This window comes from Bradyrhizobium sp. YR681 (genome assembly GCF_000282615.1).
Classification (GTDB): Bacteria; Pseudomonadota; Alphaproteobacteria; order Rhizobiales; family Xanthobacteraceae; genus Bradyrhizobium.
In genome coordinates, this window is the sequence record NZ_AKIY01000071.1 from 1 (window position 1) to 17701 (window position 17701).

16 protein-coding genes are annotated in these 17701 nt (G+C 64.9%); 1 reads left to right on the forward strand and 15 read right to left on the reverse strand.

The genetic code is table 11. From position 1 onward, the window contains the following. The 3 genes from PMI42_RS08695 to PMI42_RS08705 form a co-directional block, all read right to left on the reverse strand. Nucleotides 1–1721 (reverse strand): N,N-dimethylformamidase beta subunit family domain-containing protein (locus PMI42_RS08695; RefSeq protein WP_008132668.1); only part of this gene is annotated, 1721 nt, incomplete at its 3' end. 13 nt (nucleotides 1722–1734) lie between these two features. Further along, on the reverse strand, nucleotides 1735–3339 hold the full coding sequence (locus PMI42_RS08700) for an ABC transporter substrate-binding protein (protein ID WP_008132669.1): 1605 nt from the start codon (nucleotides 3337–3339) through the stop codon (nucleotides 1735–1737). A gap of 20 nt (nucleotides 3340–3359) precedes the next feature. Continuing rightward, the gene (locus tag PMI42_RS08705; protein WP_035964969.1) at nucleotides 3360–4766 is read right to left on the reverse strand and encodes an aspartate aminotransferase family protein; all 1407 of its coding nucleotides are present in this window, start codon (nucleotides 4764–4766) and stop codon (nucleotides 3360–3362) included. Here PMI42_RS08705 and PMI42_RS08710 point away from each other — a divergent pair. Further along, the gene (locus PMI42_RS08710; RefSeq protein WP_240535216.1) at nucleotides 4738–5646 is read left to right on the forward strand and encodes a FadR/GntR family transcriptional regulator; all 909 of its coding nucleotides are present in this window, start codon (nucleotides 4738–4740) and stop codon (nucleotides 5644–5646) included. The genes PMI42_RS08705 and PMI42_RS08710 overlap by 29 nt on opposite strands. 596 nt (nucleotides 5647–6242) lie before the next feature. On the opposite strand, the gene PMI42_RS08715 is transcribed toward PMI42_RS08710, so the two are convergent. From PMI42_RS08715 to PMI42_RS08770, 12 genes are all read right to left on the reverse strand, one after another. Further along, nucleotides 6243–7364, reverse strand: a complete 1122-nt coding sequence (locus PMI42_RS08715; RefSeq protein ID WP_008132673.1) for a hypothetical protein — start codon at nucleotides 7362–7364, stop codon at nucleotides 6243–6245. A gap of 110 nt (nucleotides 7365–7474) precedes the next feature. Next, on the reverse strand, nucleotides 7475–7849 hold the full coding sequence (locus PMI42_RS08720) for a Zn-ribbon domain-containing OB-fold protein (RefSeq protein WP_008132675.1): 375 nt from the start codon (nucleotides 7847–7849) through the stop codon (nucleotides 7475–7477). Further along, nucleotides 7846–8982, reverse strand: a complete 1137-nt coding sequence (locus tag PMI42_RS08725; RefSeq protein ID WP_008132677.1) for a thiolase family protein — start codon at nucleotides 8980–8982, stop codon at nucleotides 7846–7848. Before PMI42_RS08725 ends, PMI42_RS08720 begins: the two co-directional genes overlap by 4 nt. Nucleotides 8983–9127: 145 nt before the next feature. After that, nucleotides 9128–10327 (reverse strand): CaiB/BaiF CoA transferase family protein, encoded by a 1200-nt coding sequence (locus PMI42_RS08730; protein WP_008132678.1) that lies wholly within the window; start codon nucleotides 10325–10327, stop codon nucleotides 9128–9130. 119 nt (nucleotides 10328–10446) lie between these two features. Further along, nucleotides 10447–10653 (reverse strand): hypothetical protein, encoded by a 207-nt coding sequence (locus tag PMI42_RS08735; protein WP_008132679.1) that lies wholly within the window; start codon nucleotides 10651–10653, stop codon nucleotides 10447–10449. Nucleotides 10654–10780: 127 nt separating this feature from the next. Beyond that, nucleotides 10781–11950: an acetyl-CoA acetyltransferase gene (locus tag PMI42_RS08740; protein ID WP_008132680.1), complete on the reverse strand. Its 1170-nt coding sequence runs from the start codon at nucleotides 11948–11950 to the stop codon at nucleotides 10781–10783. 59 nt (nucleotides 11951–12009) lie between these two features. Next, nucleotides 12010–12660 (reverse strand): bifunctional 4-hydroxy-2-oxoglutarate aldolase/2-dehydro-3-deoxy-phosphogluconate aldolase, encoded by a 651-nt coding sequence (gene eda / locus PMI42_RS08745; RefSeq protein WP_008132683.1) that lies wholly within the window; start codon nucleotides 12658–12660, stop codon nucleotides 12010–12012. 28 nt (nucleotides 12661–12688) lie between these two features. After that, nucleotides 12689–13666 carry a sugar kinase gene (locus tag PMI42_RS08750; protein ID WP_035964975.1) on the reverse strand — a complete coding sequence of 326 codons (978 nt, stop codon included), beginning with the start codon at nucleotides 13664–13666 and terminating at the stop codon, nucleotides 12689–12691. 29 nt (nucleotides 13667–13695) lie between these two features. After that, the gene (gene denD / locus PMI42_RS08755; protein ID WP_008132686.1) at nucleotides 13696–14682 is read right to left on the reverse strand and encodes a D-erythronate dehydrogenase; all 987 of its coding nucleotides are present in this window, start codon (nucleotides 14680–14682) and stop codon (nucleotides 13696–13698) included. Between the two features lie 73 nt (nucleotides 14683–14755). Continuing rightward, the gene (locus PMI42_RS08760; protein WP_008132689.1) at nucleotides 14756–15631 is read right to left on the reverse strand and encodes a carbohydrate ABC transporter permease; all 876 of its coding nucleotides are present in this window, start codon (nucleotides 15629–15631) and stop codon (nucleotides 14756–14758) included. Between the two features lie 2 nt (nucleotides 15632–15633). Continuing rightward, nucleotides 15634–16581 (reverse strand): carbohydrate ABC transporter permease, encoded by a 948-nt coding sequence (locus PMI42_RS08765; protein ID WP_008132691.1) that lies wholly within the window; start codon nucleotides 16579–16581, stop codon nucleotides 15634–15636. 67 nt (nucleotides 16582–16648) lie between these two features. Continuing rightward, the coding region (locus tag PMI42_RS08770; protein WP_008132693.1) for an ABC transporter substrate-binding protein at nucleotides 16649–17701 on the reverse strand (1053 nt) is incomplete at its 5' end.

The window sequence follows — 17701 nt, forward strand, 5'->3', positions numbered from 1 at the left end:
GGCGGGCGGCCAAGCCGCCGCCAGAGGCCGCCATAGGATCCGTCAAACGCGTGATAGCTCTCGCCGGGCAGCGTCTCCCACAGACGGATGCCGCCCTCGGCGCGGCGCAACTCGAAAGCCCAGGTGCCCGTCGCGTGCGGCACCACCTTCCAGTAGAAGCCGTTGCCGCCGAGATACATGAAGCGGCCGCCACTGCCGAGATAGGCGCCGAGCGCATCGAGCGTCTCATGCGTGTGGTATTCCGGGTGCTGACCGGTGAGAACGACGGAATATCTCGACAGCAGATCGACGCCTTCGGCATGGACGTCGTGATCAGTGATGACCTCGAAGTCGATGCCCTTGCGGGTCAACAGATCGGTGATGGCGCTGTCGGCGGAGATCCAGTACAGGCCGGAGCCGTAATCGCTGGGATCGACCAGATGGATCTGGTTGACGCGCTTGTCGATCAGCGGCCGGCGCATGGTCGACATCACCACGCCGCTGCCGTCGGAATGGAAGTTGTAGGGCGAGACGCCGTATTCGGGATGACCATCCGGCGCCTGCGCCAGCGCGCCCCAGGCCAGCGAGCGTTCCGTGATCAGGGCCTGCCGGCCCTTCTTCTGGTACTGGCTGTAGACCGTGTAGCTGAAGGTCGGCGCGAGGAACGCCACCTTGGCCTGCGATCCCGGGATTTTGGCGCGGACATAGAAAACGATGTTGTCGCGCGCGCCGTCCTTGTCGAGATGTAGTGCGTAGACGCCGCTTTTCCAATCGTCAGGCACGGTGAAGCTCAGCGACGGCTGCCAGCCGGAATCGCCGATATCGTCGTCGTGGAAATGAATCGCGCCCCAGAGTTTTGGATCTTCGGTCCAGCGATGCGTCCCCCCGCCGCTCCAGCGCGAGCCCGTCATCGCCCGCGTCGGCAGATTGATGCAGGTGCCATGCGCCTTGGCGGCGCCGATATCGGTCGCAATGTCGGTCGGAATGCCGAGGGAAAAATCCCATTCGGCGATGGATGGAGCCGCCGCTCCAGAAGCCTGCGCGGCGACGATGCCGTCAAGACCGGTGCCGCCATCGGTGATGCGCGGCCGTTCGATCTTGCCGTTGAGTTGATGGGTCACGCCCTGCCCTGCGCGTTCCGCTGCGATCGCGGCGGCTCCCATGCCGGCCAACGCGGTGCGCGGCGCGCTCAGGGACTTCGTCGCGCGCTCGTCGCGATCGAGCCTGATTCTCCGTGGCGCCTGCGCGATCGCCAGCGATCCGGTCGCGGGGTCGAACAGGCAGGCGATGTCGTGCCAGGCACGCTCGGTGAGCGCGATGCCGGTCGCGACCTCGATGGTGCCTTCGCCTGTCACGAGCCGGGCAAAGGCGCCGGTCTTGCCGACGCCGAGTGTCAGCGCGCCGCCGGCGCCCGCCCAATTCAGCACGGCCTGCTCGCCCGCCGCGAGCAAGGTCGGCCAGACCGTCGCGGCGAATGCGATTGGACCTGCCGGCAGCGCCAACGCAGGCACGTCGACCCATGAGCCCTTGGCGATGGTCTGCTCGATGCCATCGTGCTGGCCTTCGAGATCCCACTTCACGGGAATCTCGCGATAGCCCGGTCCCCTCGGGTTCGGGTCGCCGCAGATGACGCGCGCGATCCGGGCCGAATAGCGGCCGCCGCCCTTGACCGCGATCATGAACTTGATGTCGTCGCCGGGGCGCACGCTCCAGCGGTCCGCATAGCCGGTGATGGGAAGCATCGAAAATCCTTCTTCAGGCGCCGCGCACGTTCCAGAACAACGGCAGGCCCTTGAGCATGCCCGTCAGGCTCTTCTTGTATGCGGTCGGCTGATAGAAGACACCCAGCGGAACATAGGGAACATCGATAAAGCACTGCTTCTGCATCTCGACGCCGATCCTGGCCTGCGCGGCGGCATCGGGCGCGGCGAACCAGGAATCCCTGAGCTGCTCCAGCTTCTCGCTTCTCGCCCAGCCGAAGGTCGCCTTGTCGCCGCTGCCGCGGATGAAATTATGCGCGGACGGATTCAGCTGCGTGACGCCGGCGGAATACGTGCAGAAGGCGCTGTAGCCGCCCTTGTCCGGCGTCTCGCGGTTGCCCATGCGCCGCAGCATCGAGCCCCAGTCCATCGCCGCGTAGTCGAGATTGAAACCGAGCTTGCGGAACAGATCGGCCGCGACCTCGCTCATCTGCCCGATGACAGGGAAATCACCCGGCGCCATCAGCAGCACCTTCTCGCCCTTGTAGCCGGCCTCCTTGATGGCCTTGGCCGCAGCGGCGATGTCCCGCGGGCCGTTCAGCGCGTCCATGCCGGTATCGTTGGCCATGATGCCGCCGGGCGCGAAGAAGCCGACCTTGTCGCGCCACAGGCTGGTGTCCTCGCCCGCGACCGCGGACATGAATTCCTTCTGGCTGATGGCGGAGAGCACCGCGCGGCGGATGGCCGGGTTGTCAAACGGCGGCTGCGTGTGGTTGAAGCGCAGCACGCCGACATTGCCGATCGGGTCGAGCAGCTCGACATTGAGCGCCTTGTTGGCCTTCAGTTTCGGCAACAGGTCGACAATGGGCTGATCCCACCAGTCGATCTCGCCTTGCTGAAGCGCAGCCGCGGCCGTCGCGGGGTCCGGGATGACCTGCCACTCGACGCGGTCGAAATGCGCGACCTTCGGACCGGCGAGCAGACTCGGCGTCCCCTCGGGGCGCGGCACATAACCGTCGAAACGCGTGTAGACCAGACGCGCGCCGGGCACGTGCTGATCGGCCTGGAATTTGAACGGACCGGAGCCGATCAGCTCCTTGACCGGCGTGACGCTGTCGGTCTGGGCAAGACGTTCCGGCATGATGAAGGCGACGATGGCGCCGACCTTGCCGAGCGCTTCCGGCAGGAGTGGAAACGGCGACTTGAGCCGCCAGCGCACGGTCTTGTCGTCGGGCGCCGAGAGCTCGTCGACCAGGGTGAAGAGCGAATTGCCGAACGCATCGCGCGAGGCCCAGCGTTTCAGGCTCGCCACCACGTCGCGGCCGCGCACGGGTTCACCGTCGTGGAATTTCAGGCCATCCCGCAACGTCATGGTCCAGAGCTTGCCGTCGTTCTCGACCGTGTGGCCGGCGACCATCTGCGGCTGAACCTGGAATTTCTCGTCGACGCCGTAGAGCGTATCCCAGATCAGGAAGCCGTGGTTGCGGTTGACCAGGCCGGTGGTGATCATCGGATCGAGGATGGCCGCATCGGCCTGCGGCACGAAGCGCAGCACGCGCGAGGCTTGCGCGCGGGCCAGCCGCGGCATCGCGAGAGGCGAGCCCAGGGCGACGCCGAGACCGGCGCCCAGTGTGGATCGGAGCAGGTCTCGACGGCGCATGTGATGGTCTCCTCAAGGGGTTACGCAGATGGACGTGTCGCGGCGAGCTTGGCTTCGGCGCTGAACAAGGTTTTCCCGAACAGGTCGAGCGCCTCGTCGACCCCGGCTTCATCGATGATCAGCGGCGGGCAGAACCCGATCGTGTCGCCCATTGCGCGGATGATCAGGCCATTTTCGATCGCGAGCGCGTCGAACATCGCGCCGACCTTCAATGCGGGATCGAAGGCCCGTCGCGTCGCGGGATCGGCGACCAGCTCGACACCGATCATCAACCCCTCGCCCCTCACCTGGCCGACGATGCGCGAATCCCGCGCGATCTGCTCCAGCCCGGCACGGAGCCGGCCGCCCATACGGCGGACATGCGGGACGACATCCATCTCGTGGTAGATTTTCAGCGTCTCGAGCGCGATGGCGGCGCCGACCGGATGTCCGGAATTGGTGAAACCGTGGCCGAACAGCTCGCCGCCCTTGTTCATCTCGGCGAGCGCATCGCGGATCGGACGGCCCAGCAGCACGGCGGACATCGGGAAGTAGGATGAGGTGATGCCTTTGGCCAGCGCGACCATGTCCGGCTTCATGCCGACCGTCTCGCAGCCGAACCAGTTGCCGGTGCGGCCGAAGCCGCAGACGACCTCGTCACCAAGGACGAGAATGTCGTGACGGCGCAGCACCGCCTCGATCTTCGCAAAATATCCCTTCGGCGGCACGACGATGCCGCCACCGGCATTGATCGGCTCGGCGATGAAGGCTGCGATCGTGTCGGGCCCCTCGGCCATGATCAGCGCTTCGAGATCGGCCGCGAGCCGATCGACGAACGCGGCTTCGCTCTCGCCCGGCCTGGTGCCACGATAGGCATCCGGGCAATGCGTGTGCAGGAAGCCCTCGAGCGGGAGGCCGAACTCACGATGCATGCGCGGCAGACCGCACATCGAAGCGGCCACGATCGTCGAGCCGTGGAAGCCGCGGTCGCGGGCGATGATCTTGCGCTTGCCGGGCTTGCCGTGGACCGCGTGATAGACCCAGGCGAGCTTCACCATCGTCTCGGTGGCTTCCGAGCCCGAGGTGGCGAAATAGGCTTGCGCATCCGGGATCGGCGAGATCTCGACCAGCTTCTCGGCGAGGTCGATCGTGTTGTCGGGCGTCTTGTGATTGAAGCTGTGATAGAAGCCGAACTTGTCGTAGGCCGCCGCTGCCGCCGCCTTCAGCCGGGTCTCGGAAAAGCCGAGCGAGGTGCACCACAAGCCCGCCATCGCTTCCAGATAACGCTTGCCGCTGGCGTCATAGACATGGACGCCCTCGCCGCGCGCCATGATCAGCGGTCCGATTTCTGCATGACGCTGCGGGTTGGTCTGCGAGTGCAGATGGAACGCGATGTCGCGCGCCTCGGCTGAATTGGGCTTGCTGTCGAACACGCGTGCAGCCTCCATCGTCCCACCGACAGAGTATTCCCAACCCCGGTCGCGCGAAACTGGTCAGTCCAAATTGGTCAGACCAGCTTGGCTTTCGGGTCGCGGCTTGTCAAACTCAAATAAAGAGCTGATGAGCACGAAGATGTTGCACGATCCCCCGTCAAAGCCCGAACGCAGCTTCGAGATTGTCGCCCGGCGCATTGCTGCGATGATCCAGGCGAGTTACCGGATCGGCCAGCGCCTGCCGGCCGAACGCGATCTTGCCAAGACCTTTGGCGTGTCGCGGCCGACGGTGCGCGAGGCCATCCTGTCGCTGGCGATGGCCGGCATGCTGAAGGTGCGCAGCAACAGCGGCGTCTATGTGATCAGCCGTCAGGAAGCGCCTGACGTTCACAAGCTCGAAGGTTTTGGGCCGTTCGAGAATCTGGAAGCGCGCCAGCTGATCGAGCCGCAGATCGCGGCGATCGCGGCACAGCGCGGCACCGAGGCCATTTTCGCGCAGCTCGCCGAAGCGCTCGCGATGATGCGCTGGGAACATGCGCAGGGACGCGAGGCCGACACGTCGGATCACCGCTTCCACATGGTGCTGGCCGAGGCGACCGGGAACGGCGCGCTGGTGTCGATCAGCGACTCGCTGTGGCGCGCACAGACCGAGTCCGGCATCTGGCAGGAGATTCACAACCACATGCAGATGGAGGATTATCGTCCCATGTGGCGCAGGGATCACGAGGCCATCTTCGAGGCCGTTCAAGCGCGGAACCCACGCAAGGCGAGCCTCGCGATGACGCGTCACCTCAACAATATCAGGGATGCGCTGATGGAGGCGTCGAAGGCCAAATCGATGGCCAAATCGACGGCCACGACCAAGCCCACGATTTCTCGTGGAAAAATCCGATGATTTGTCGCGGTTGAATAAAGTTTCCGCACACCCTGCGCTGCGCAACCGCAGCAGCAACATCATCGAGTCAAAATGCCGCCGCATTGCTGATCGACCTTGGCACAGTCGATATTCGCCGCGTGGGGACAAATCGCGGTGAATACTCGCAAGGGGTGTTCCGAGTAAAAACAATTGGCCGTCTTTGCGCTTCAAACGCGCAGCGATGCGTCACGCCCAAGTCTAGGGAGAAAAAGGCATGAAGGAAGCCACCAAGGGGGCGGCCTCGGGAGCGCTCGCGCATATGCTGGCGGTGATGGCAATGCTCGTCATCGCCAGCATCCTGTTCTACGGGCGTTGAGTTAAGCGTTTCAGAGTTTTCGTCATTCCGGGGTGGCTCTCGCACAGGCCAGGCCCAGAATTCCCGTTCCAGGCTCGGTCTCTCAGGACCGCCCCCGAATGACGAATCCCACCAGGCTTGATGTGAGCGGTGAAAACCGGCTTCCTGGTGCTCATGTGTGGCATGGGCCGTGACACGTGAATACGACACGAACTTGTCGGCAGACCGTTCAAATCGAGCGAGTGACAGAGCCTCGGGCCGAAGCGAACGGACGCTCGCTCTATCGACCGAGTGCAGACATCCCGGCAGGGATTTCACCAAACGCCCATGTAACGCCGCCGCCGGCATAGTAGCTGTTCTGCGATCCAAACGAGATTCCGGCCGGCGACGTCGTCCCTCCGAATGCAGTGATGGTCGGAGGTGCGACACCCGGCGCCTTGCTGTCGTGGTTCACGCCGACGAATCCCCGCACGAGCAAGGCCGGTAACGGCTTGAACGCCACGCCCGCTTCGGCATTGGCGAGAAAGGGCGTCGAGCTCCTTCCGATACCGGATATGCTGCCGGCGCCGTTATAGAAGCCAAGAATATTATCGACGTATATGTCGGAGCCAGAGAGCGACGCCCTGCGCGAGGCGAATCCGGCCCAGCCACCGACTCCGATCTCTGCCCAGGGAGTCACGGCGACTTTCAAGTCCAGCCCTGCCCGCGCCCCAACATCGGTCCAGCGGAGCGATGTGCTTGCGCTATAGGTCGAAACGCGAGCCGGGTCGGCGAGGCTACTCAGCGAGAAGACCGAGGTCGTCGACTGGTTATTATGAGCTTCTCCGCCGAACACGGCCAGCGAAGGCGTGAACGAGACCGCGCCAACGCGATAATCGCCGGCGGCTCTTCCATGTATCTGCCAGCTGGCATAGTTCGCCGCCGAACTTCCATTGATCGTACAGACCTGGAAGGCAGTACAGGCCACCCCAGCGGCATTGGTCACGCCGTCCAGCCGGAGGCCGGCAACGCCGGCAATCGAGGCGTCGGATGTGATGCTTGCACGCGCCGAGCCCGACGCATGACCATAGAGCCCGCCGATTTCCAGGCGCGTGTTCGACCCGAATATCGTATGGCTGACAGGCAGGAAGTATCCGACCGCCCCGCGAACCAGATAGCCATCGAGACGCTGGCTGAGGGACAGTGCGCCGGCGTCGGCTAGAGTGCCGGAGGCGACAAAGTGGTGGCCGAGCCCGTAGTTTGGCAGGTCGAAGCGCTGCCACGAACCGTCAAGCGAGGCGTAAAAGCTGCCGGTCGAAACCACCGTTGAGGAGGGCGCCTTGTAGGCCGGGGCCGGAACGTCGGCAGCAAAGACTGAACCGGCAAGCGACCAAAGCAGTGAAGCGAGCAAAAACTTCTTCATTCCATAAATTTCCAACCAAATTCCGAGTTGACGATACCCGCTGGGGTATCTGGAGTCTGCGCCTATTCTGCAACATGTACGCGAACTCCGCAGCCGCCGGCCCAACAGGCCTAGGGCTTTTCCGCCTGGTCGGCCCTGGTGAAATACGGCACGATTTTCCCGGCAAACGGCCTGAAGCTCGCATCGACCTCGTCGCCGATGGCAAGACCGTTCTCGCCATGCGCCATCATGCGAAAACCCTCGGCGCAATCGACAAGCAGGATGTTGTAGGGCACGTGGGCGCGCGTCTCGGGCGTGGCGGCGCGGCAGACCAGCGAGGTCGCGTAGACCCTGCCCTTGCCGCTGGCGCGCGCCTCGCGCGGATCGGAGGCACCGCACGCCGCACAGAAAGCGCGGTGGAAATACTGAACATGGCCGCATGAGGTGCAGGTCTGGTAGGTGATGGCCTGCTCGCCTTTGGTCCAGTCCGCCAGTCGCTCGCTCATCGCACCCGCTCCAGAAACATGCTGACGTGGGACGACAGCACGCCGCCGTCGCCGTGCAAGAGCGCGATCGAGGCGTCCTTTACCTGGCGATTTGCCGCCCGCCCCGTCATCTGCAGATGTGCCTCGACCAGATGCGCCATGGCGCCGCCGACGCCGCAATGGCCGTAGCTGAGCAGACCGCCATGGGTGTTGAGCGGCATCGCGCCGTCGCGGCTGAAATGGCCTGATCGTACGCAGGCGGCGGCCTCGCCGCGACCGGCAAGGCCGAGGTCTTCCAGCAGCATGGCCAGCGTGATCGTAAAACTGTCGTAGATCGCGGCGTAGCGCACGTCGGAGATCGCAAGGCCGGTGGCCTCCTTGGCGCGTGCGATCGAGATTTCTGCGCCGAGCTCGCTTAAGCCGGGCGCCGCCGTGACATGCTGATGGGTATGGGCCTGCGCGCAGCCGCGAATGCGCACGCCAGTATCGCCGGTCCGTTCGCGGCTGATGACGAAGGCGGCGCCGCCGTCCGACACCGGGCAGCAATCGAGCAGTTTGAGCGGCATCGCCACCGGCTTCGAGGCCATGACATCGGCCACCGTAATGGGATCGTGGAACTGCGCACCCGGATGGGTGCAGGCGTGCGCGCGCATCAGCACCGCGAATTCGGCGAGGTCTTCCTCGGTCACGCCGTAGTCGTGCATATAGCGGGTGGCGACCAGACCGTAATAGGCGGGAATGGTCGGACCCAGCGGCACCTCGTAATCGGGATGGCCGACCTGCGCCAGCGCCTGGATCGAGGCATCGCGGCTCTGCCCGGTGAGACGGTTCTCGCCGGCGACGACGAGCACGTTGCGCGCGACGCCGGCCTCGACCAGATGATGCGCGAGCATCGTCATCGCGAGCCCGGTGGCGCCGCCGACCTGGACGGCGTGGGCGTAGGACGGGCGGATGCCGAAATGCTCGGCGAAGACGGTGGCGAGCATGATGTGCGGCGACACCGTGGAATAGCCGCAGAGAATGCCGTCGATGTCGGCGCGCTCGAGCCCGGCATCGTCGAGCGCGGCTTGCGCCGCCTTGCTCATCAGGTCGAGCGAGGATGAGCCTTCGTGCTTACCGAAAGGCGTGAGGCCGACGCCGGTGATGAAGCTCATGGGCACACCTCTCTGTCGTCATTCCGGGGCGCGCCGTTAGGTGCGAGCCCGGAATCCATACTCCCGATGGTGGTTATGGATTCCGGGCTCGCGACTTCGTCGCGCCCCGGAATGACCGCTGAGAGAGTTGTCGCCATGTCTTCCCCTATTCTGGCGCCGCGCGCGTGACGCCGTCGCGGACCATGGCGGCGATCTCATCAGCGGAGTAGCCGATCTCGCGCAGAATCTCCGCGCCGTGCTCGTTGAGCCGCGGTGCCAGCCGGACCGGCTCGGCCTCAGTCTCAGACCAGTTCGCCGTCACCTTCATGCTGCGGATCGGGCCTTCGGTCGGATGATTGACCACCGGGAAAAATCCTGTCGCCTCGAGATGTTCGTCGTGCAAGACGCCCTGAAGGTCGTGCATCGGCATGACCGGCACGTCGGCCTTGGTGAGCAGGTCGATCCATTCCGCCGTGGTGCGCGTCTCGAAGATGCGGGCGAGTTCGGCGTAGACGACGTCAATATTGGCGGCGCGGCCGGCGAAGGTCGCGAACATCGGGTCGGCGCGGAGGTCGTCGCGACCCGTGGCCTTGAAGAAGTTCTCCCACTGCTTGTCGTTGTAGACGATGACGCTGAGATAGCCGTCCGAGGTCTTGTACGGCCTGCGGTCGCGCGAGAGGTGACGGGCATAGCCGCCCTTGTCGAGCGGCGGCTCGTAGGTGAGCCCGCCCATGTGGTCGCCCATGACGAAGCCGGCCATGGTCTCGAACATCGGGATATCAACACGCTGGCCGCGGCCGGTGCGGTCGCGATGCACGAGGCTGGCGCAGATCGCTCCGACAGCGGTGAGGCCGACGATGCGGTCGACCAGCGCGTTCGGCACGTAGCGCGGCACGCCGTCGCCGGTCTGCGCCATCAGTGCAGGCAGCGCGGTCGCGCCCTGGATCAGATCGTCATAGGCGGGCTTTGCGGCATAGGGCCCGTCCTGGCCGAAGCCGAACACGCCGGCATAGACCAGGCGCGGATTGATCTTGGAGACGACGTCGTAGCCGAGCTGAAGCCGCGCCATCGCCTGCGGGCGGACGTTGTAGACGAGCACGTCGGCGTCCTTCAGAAGCCGCAGCACGGCATCGCGGCCGTCGGGCTTCTTCAGGTCGAGGCAGATCGAGCGCTTGCTGCGGTTGGTGTTGAGGAACACCGGGCCCATGCCGGTGTGCCGCATCGGGCCGATCAGGCGGGTGACGTCGCCGTCGAGCGATTCCACCTTGATGACATCGGCCCCGTAGTCGCCGAGCATCTGGGTCGCATAGGGCCCCATCAGCACGGTGGTCATGTCGACGACCTTGATGCCCTTCAGCGGCCCCATCCGTTCGCTCCCGATTGCGCGGGCTCAGCTGGGCCCCGCGATTTCGGTCCAGCTAACGGCAGCGACGCCGCGCGCGCAAGGGCGGCCGGCGTATGGCTGCATGCGTGACGACGCGGCCGCTATTTCTTCTGGCGGGATTCGCGGATCTTGATGAGACGGTCGAGCTCGTCGTTCTGCTGGCTGATGCGGTCGGCAATCCGCGACTCGTTCTGCTCGCCCGAGGCGGCGGCGGCTTGCTCGATCAGCTGGCGGATATTGTCCTCGAGGATCGCGATGCGATCGTTGAGTGCGTCCATCGACAGCGAGTCTTCGTAGTCATTGCTCATGATGCTTTTCCGCAAATCACTCAGGAGCCGTAGGGTGGGCAAAGCGTAGCGTGCCCACCATGATCTAGCGCAAGGAAAGTGGTGGGCACGGCGCTTTTGCGCCTTTGCCCACCCTACGGGACTGAACCTACTTCAGCGGCTCCAGCACGGAGACGTAGTTGGCAACCGCCGCACCGCCCATGTTGAAGATGCCGCCGAGTTTTGCGTTCTTGAGCTGCATGCCCTCGGGCGCCTGTCCTGCGAGCTGCATCGCGGTCATCACGTGCATGGAGACGCCGGTGGCGCCGATCGGATGGCCCTTGGCCTTGAGGCCGCCGGACGGATTGACCGGAAGCTTGCCGTCCTTGAGGGTCCAGCCTTCCTTGATGGCGCGGGCGCCCTGCCCCTTCGGCGTCAGGCCCATCGCTTCGTATTCGATCAGCTCGGCGACGGTGAAGCAGTCATGGGTCTCGACGAAGGAGAGATCGGACAGCGTCACGCCGGCCTGCTCCAGCGCGCGCTGCCAGGCGACCGTGCAGCCCTCGAACGCGAGGATGTCGCGCTTGGACATCGGCAGGAAGTCCTGGGCATGCGCGGTGGCGCGGAAGCCGATCGACTTGCCCATGCCCTTGGCGGTCTCGGCATCGGCGAGCACCAGTGCGGCCGCGCCGTCGGAAACGAGCGAGCAGTCGGTGCGCTTCAGGGGGCCGGCGACGTAAGGGTTCTTCTCGCTCTCGGCGCGGCAGAAGTCGAAGCCAAAGTCCTTGCGCATCTGGGCGAAGGGGTTGGCGACGCCGTTCTTGTGGTTCTTGGCCGCGATCAGCGCCAGTGCATCGGACTGATCGCCGTATTTCTGGAAGTAGGAGCTGGCGATCTTGCCGAACACGCCGGCGAAGCCGCCGACGGTGTCGCCGTCCTCGGGCAGATAGGACGCCTTGAGCAGGTTCTTGCCGATCTCGGGGCCCGGCGTGCGCGTCATCTGCTCGACGCCGACGACCAGCACGATCTTGGCGGCACCTGCGGCGATCGCGCGCAGGCCCTGATGGACGGCTGCGGAGCCGGTCGCACAGGCGTTCTCGACGCGGGTGGCCGGCTTGAAGCGCAGCTTCGGGTCGGCCTGGAGCACCAGAGAGGCGGTAAAATCCTGCGCCGAGAAGCCGGCGTTGAAATGACCGAGCACGATCTCGTCGACATCGCCAGCCGAAATGCCGGCATCGGCCATCGCCTCATTGGCCACGCGGGTGACGAGGCTTTCGACGGTTTCGGTGTCGAACTTGCCGAACGGCGTATGGGCCCATCCGACGATGCTGGCGGTCATGGTCTCTTCTCCCTGGAGTCTCTGCCTGAGTTAAGTCTTAGCCCAGGGATGGCAAGACTTCACGCAGGTTTCAGGGCCTGGAGGGTGCGCTGGCAGATGGCAGTTATGCCGGCCCAGTTGCCGGCCTTGATCTCGGCGGTCGGGCAGAGCCAGGAACCGCCGACTGCGACCACATTGGGCTCGGCAAGCCAGGTCGCCGCATTGGCCTCGCCGACCCCGCCGGTCGGGCAGAACCGCACGTTCGGGAACGGGCCGCCCAGCGCCCGCAGGCCCTTGATGCCGCCGGCCTGCTCGGCGGGGAAGAATTTTGCGACGTCGAAGCCGTAGGACAGCGCCGTCATCAGCTCGGACGCCGTGGCAATGCCCGGCGCGAACGGCAGGGAGCTGTCGGCGGCGACCTTGAGGAGATCGGGGGTCAGGCCCGGACTGATGCCGAAGGCGACGCCGAGCTTCTCGACGCGGACGAAGTCGGCCGGCTTGAGGATCGTGCCGATACCGACGACCGCCTCGGGGACCTCGGACATCATCGCCCTCGCCGCCTCGATCGCGACGGGGGTGCGCATGGTCACCTCCAGCGTGCGGACGCCACCGGCCACCAGCGCTTTCGCCAGCGGCACGGCGTCCTGGATGCGCTCGATGGTGAGGACGGGAATGACGGTCGCGGCCTTGAACAGCGCGACGAGGTGGTTCTGTTGGGCGGTCGTGGTCATCTTGGCTTTCGTTTCACTTGGTCGCGTGTCACTTGGTCGCTTGACGCGTGGTCGCCGGCCGGTGCCGTTTCTTCGGCGGCATGGCATAGCCCGGAATGATGGCGCCGGCATAGCAGATCACGAGGCTGGCGAGCCGGTGGCCGGCCTGGGCCGCCTCGAGCGGATCGGCGCCGCCGAGCCGGGCGGCGATATAGGCCGCGGCAAAGCTGTCGCCGGCCGCCGTGGTATCAACGACGGGTTTTGTCATGGGTTCGGCGCGAACCTCGCTGGTTCCAGCGGGGAAGCGCAACAGGCTGACGGGTTCGGCGAGACGGAACACCAGCTCGGGCGTGGGGATGCGTGCCATCAGCTGCTCGTGGCTCTCGCCGGGATAGAGCGCCAGCAGATCCTCGGTCGAGGTCAGCACGATGTCGGCGGCCGCGAAGGCCGCGGCGAACACCTCGCGCGCGACATCGCGATCGGGCCATCCGCGCGCGCGGAAGTTCGTATCGAACACGAAACGGGTGCCGAGCAGGCGCGCGCGCTTGATCGCGGCGAACAGGCGCTCGCGTCCGGCCGCATCGTATATCGAGAGCGTGATCGCCGAGAGATAGACGATGTCGTAGCTCATCAGCGAGTTGAGCAGCTCGTCCGTCTCCGGCAGGCTCATCAGCTGGCGCGCGGCCGCGCTGTCGCGCCAGTGGAAGAACTGGCGCTCGCCCTTCGCGTCCGTCTGAATCATGTAGAGGCCGGGCAGCTTGCCCGGCAGCCGCACGACGCGCCGCGTGCCGATGCTCTCGGCATTCCAGGCCGCGACCATCTCATCGCTCAGCGCGTCGTCGCCGAGCGCGGTGAGGTAGTCGACCTTGACCTCGAGCCGCGCCAGATACACCGCCGTGTTGAGGGTGTCGCCGCCGAAGCCGCGCGAGTACAGGCCGCCGCCCTGCCCGGCCTGCCCAGTGGAATGTCCCCCCTGGGCCTGCCGGAGCTCGACCATGCATTCACCGATGCAAGCTACGCTCGCCATCGTCATATCCACGCTGTTCATCTGATAGCTCAGGCGACGAAGTTGCCGCCGAGCTCGTCTTCGATGTGGATGCGGATGATATCGTCGAACGTCTTCTCGGCCGTGGTGAAGCCGAGCTCGAGCGACCGCTTGGCGTTGAAGTTGCGCGGCCAGCCGCCGACGATGCCGACGATGAAGGGATCGGGCTCCCGCTTGATACGGGCTGCGACCTTGTCGCCGGCAACGCGCTTCAGGGCGGCGATCTGCTCGCCGACCGTGGCCGACAGGCCGGGCATGGTGATGTTGCGGCGCGGGCCGACGGTGGCGAGATCCATGGTGCCGGCGTGGAGCAGGAAGCCGACGGCGGAGCGCGGCGTGGCGTGCCAGTGGCGGACGTCCTCGGACACCGGCAGGACCACGTCTTTGCCGGCCAGCGGCTCGCGCAGGATGCTGGAGAAGAAGCCCGATGCCGCCTTGTTGGGCAGGCCGGGCCGGATGCAGATGGTCGGCAGGCGGATGCCGATGCCGTCGAGGAAGCCGCGGCGCGAATAATCAGCCAGCAGCAATTCGCCGATCGCCTTCTGGGTGCCGTAGCTGAGCAGCGGGGTGTGGAAGAACTCGTCGCCGATCGCGTCCGGGAACGGGGCGCCGAACACCGCGATCGAAGACGTGAACACCACGCGCGGCTTGTAGCCGCCGCCGACGAGGCGGATGGCGTCGAGCAGCATCCGCGTGCCGTCGAGGTTGATGCGGTAGCCCTTGTCGAAATCGAGCTCGGCCTCGCCCGAGACGATGGCGGCGAGATGGAAGATCACGTCCGGGCGGCCGGCGATCAGCTTCTCGGCCGCGCCCGGCACGGCGAAATCGCCCGACACGGTCTCGACGGGGAAACCGGCATTCTCCGGCTTCTTGGGCTCGACCACGTCGTGCATGGTCAATTTCGTGATCTCGCTCTTGCCGAGCCGGCCGTCGCGCAGCAGCCGTTCACAGAATTTGCGGCCGACCATGCCGGCGGCGCCCAGAACCAGAATGTGCAAGAGCCTACTCCTTCTTATTGGCCGGAACGCGCCGCCCTTGGTCTACTGGCGCGATCTCAGGCAGGCCCCGCGATCATTCCTTCACGGCGCCGGTCATTGCCGACACATAGTACTCTACGAAGAAGGAATAAAGGATAACTACGGGGACCGAACCGGTCAGGGCCGCGGCCATCAGCGCGCCCCAATGGTAGACGTCGCCGTTGACGAGCTCGGTGATGGCACCAACCGGGATGGTCTTGTTCTCCGACGAGGAGATGAAGGTCAGCGCGTAGATGAACTCGTTCCAGGACAACGTGAAGGCGAAGATGCCGGCCGAGATCACCCCCGGCAGCGACAGCGGCAGCGTGATCTTGATCAGGATCTGGAGCCGCGTCGCCCCGTCGATCAGGGCGCATTCCTCCAGCTCATAGGGGATGGTGCGGAAATAGCCCATCAGCAGCCAGGTGCAGAACGGGATCAGGAAGGTCGGATAGGTCAGGATCAGCGCCAGATTGCCGTCGAACAGGCCGAGCTGGAACACGATCGCCGCCAGCGGAATGAACAGGATCGAGGGCGGCACGAGATAGCCGAGGAAGATCGCGAGGCCCACATAGCGCGACCCCTTGTAGCGCAGGCGCTCGATCGCATAGGCGGCGCAGACGCTGGCAAAAAGCGAGATGAAGGTGGAGGACACCGAGACGATCACGGTGTTCCACATCCAGAGCGGGTAGTCGGTGTCGAAGAACAGCTTCTTGATGTGCTCCAGCGTCGGGTTCACGATCCAGAACGGATTGTACTTCTCGTAATCGTACATCTCCGCGTCCGGCTTGAACGTCGCGACCGCCATCCAGTAGAAGGGGAACAGCAGGAAGAAGATGATCAGGCCGAGCGGAAGATAGACGCGCAAGAACTTCCGCGGGAAGCTCTCGAGATAGTCCATTCCGACGCTTTGGTCGTCTGCGGTGCTCATGGTCAGTCCCTCCCGCCCTGCTGCCAGCGGGAGCGCTGAAGCCCGAAGAAGCTGAGCAGGATCGCCGCGACCAGGAACGGAATCATCGCGTTCGAGATCGCCGCGCCCTCGCCGAGATTGCCGCCGGTGATGGCGCGCTGGAACGACAGCGTCGCCATCAGATGCGTGGCATTGATCGGCCCGCCCCGCGTGATGGTGTAGATCAGCTGGAAGTCGGTGAACGTCATCAGCACCGAGAACGTCATCACCACCGCGATGATCGGCGACAGCATCGGCAGCGTGATGTGGCGGAAGCGCTGCATGTTGGTGGCGCCATCGAGATTGGCGGCCTCATAGAGCGAGGGTGAAATCGTCTGCAATCCCGCCAGCAGCGTGATCGCCACGAAGGGTACGCCGCGCCAGATGTTGGCGGCGACGACCGACCAGCGCGCGTTCCAGGGATCGCCCAGGAAGTCGATGTAGCGCGTGATCAGGCCGGCCTTGATCAGTACCCACGAGATGATCGAGAACTGGCTGTCATAGATCCACCAGAAGGCGATCGCCGAGAGCACCGTCGGCACCACGAAGGGCAGCAGCACGATGGCACGGACCATCGACTTGAACGGCAGCCGCTCGTTGAGCAGCAGTGCGAGATAAAGCCCGATCGCGAATTTCACGACGCTGGCGGCCACCGTGTAGAAAATGGTGTTGAAGACCGAGAGCCAGAACACCGAGTCCTTCGACAGCGAGACGAAGTTCTGGAAGCCGATGAAGCGCCCGGCCCCGCCGATCTTGGTGTCGGTCATGCCGAGCCAGAAACCCAGCGCCAGCGGATAAGCCAGAAACAGGATCAGAATCGCGATGGCCGGCACCATGAACATCGCGCCGAGAAAATTCCGACTCTCGAATGCTCTGGTCCACATACTGCTGCGCTTGACCTGCGCGGCAACGGGCTCGGCCATAACTGCCATGTCGGATTCCCCTTGGACGAACAGTCACGGCGTCCGGCGAACCGGACGCCGCGCAGATTGGAGCTGATCAGACCTGGTAGTAGCGCTTGGCGCGCTCGGCAGCGCGCGCGGCCGCCTGCTTCGGCGTCACGGAGCCCGAGGCCGCCTCGGCGAACATGTCGACGACGACGAAGTCGCCCATGACCGCGGCGGAGGCGTAACCGAGATCGCCGGCATAGCCGTTGTCGCGGCAGCGCTTCAGGCAGTCGCGGTACGGCGTGATCTTCGGGTCCGACGTCCACACCGGGTTGTCATTGTAGGCCGGCAGCGGCGGCGACACGTAGCCGTTGGAAGAGACCTCCCAGGCGTCGTAGTTCGCCTTGTCCATCATGAACTTGATGTATTCCTTGACCGCCTTCGGGTACTTCGAGTGCTTGTAGCCGTAATAGACGAGCACGTTCTGCTGCTCGGTCGACACACCCACGGGGCCGATCGGCATCGGCGCGTGGTTCATGTCCTTGGCGATTTCCTGCTGCTTCGGATCGGTGGAGTTCTTTCCGACGGTCCAGATCGAGATGCCGTTCAGCGTCAGGCTGAGCTCGCCGTTCAGGAACGCCTTGTTGTTGTTCGAGTCGTTCCACGACAGCACGCCGGGGATGAAGGTCTCGTAGAGCTGCTTGACGTATTCGAGCGCGGCGATCGTCTCGGGCGAGTCGATCACGACCTCGTTCTTGTCGCTGACGACCTTGCCGCCGAATGCCCAGAGCGCCCACTGGCACCAGCCGTTGGCATCGCCCGTGGCGTGGCCAAGCGCGAAGCCGGCCGGCGTGTTGTTCTTCTTCAGGGCCTGGCACAGCTTGAGGAAACCGGCGGTGTCCTTGGGGAATTCATCGAAGCCCGCGGCCTTCACGTGGCTGATGCGGTAGTTCAGGCAGCCGCCGGTCGCGCCTTGCGGAATGGCGATCCAGCTGTTGCCCTTCTTGCCGTAGCGTTCGGCCACCGGATACCAACCGCCATATTGCGCGCCGAGATAGTCGGCGACGTCAGTCATGTCGATCAGCTTTTCCGGGAATTTGTGGGGATCGTCGAGCGTGCCGATGATCAGGTCGGGACCGGCGCCGACATTGGCGGCGACCGCCGC

Bases quoted from the DNA above. Each gene is read 5' to 3' on its own strand.
- PMI42_RS08700 (WP_008132669.1), bottom strand. From the start codon at position 3,339: ATGCGCCGTCGAGACCTGCTCCGATCCACACTGGGCGCCGGTCTCGGC.
- PMI42_RS08705 (WP_035964969.1), bottom strand. From the start codon at position 4,766: ATGGAGGCTGCACGCGTGTTCGACAGCAAGCCCAATTCAGCCGAGGCG.
- PMI42_RS08715 (WP_008132673.1), bottom strand. From the start codon at position 7,364: ATGAAGAAGTTTTTGCTCGCTTCACTGCTTTGGTCGCTTGCCGGTTCA.
- PMI42_RS08720 (WP_008132675.1), bottom strand. From the start codon at position 7,849: ATGAGCGAGCGACTGGCGGACTGGACCAAAGGCGAGCAGGCCATCACC.
- PMI42_RS08725 (WP_008132677.1), bottom strand. From the start codon at position 8,982: ATGAGCTTCATCACCGGCGTCGGCCTCACGCCTTTCGGTAAGCACGAA.
- PMI42_RS08730 (WP_008132678.1), bottom strand. From the start codon at position 10,327: ATGGGGCCGCTGAAGGGCATCAAGGTCGTCGACATGACCACCGTGCTG.
- PMI42_RS08735 (WP_008132679.1), bottom strand. From the start codon at position 10,653: ATGAGCAATGACTACGAAGACTCGCTGTCGATGGACGCACTCAACGAT.
- PMI42_RS08740 (WP_008132680.1), bottom strand. From the start codon at position 11,950: ATGACCGCCAGCATCGTCGGATGGGCCCATACGCCGTTCGGCAAGTTC.
- eda (WP_008132683.1), bottom strand. From the start codon at position 12,660: ATGACCACGACCGCCCAACAGAACCACCTCGTCGCGCTGTTCAAGGCC.
- PMI42_RS08750 (WP_035964975.1), bottom strand. From the start codon at position 13,666: ATGGCGAGCGTAGCTTGCATCGGTGAATGCATGGTCGAGCTCCGGCAG.
- PMI42_RS08760 (WP_008132689.1), bottom strand. From the start codon at position 15,631: ATGAGCACCGCAGACGACCAAAGCGTCGGAATGGACTATCTCGAGAGC.
- PMI42_RS08765 (WP_008132691.1), bottom strand. From the start codon at position 16,581: ATGGCAGTTATGGCCGAGCCCGTTGCCGCGCAGGTCAAGCGCAGCAGT.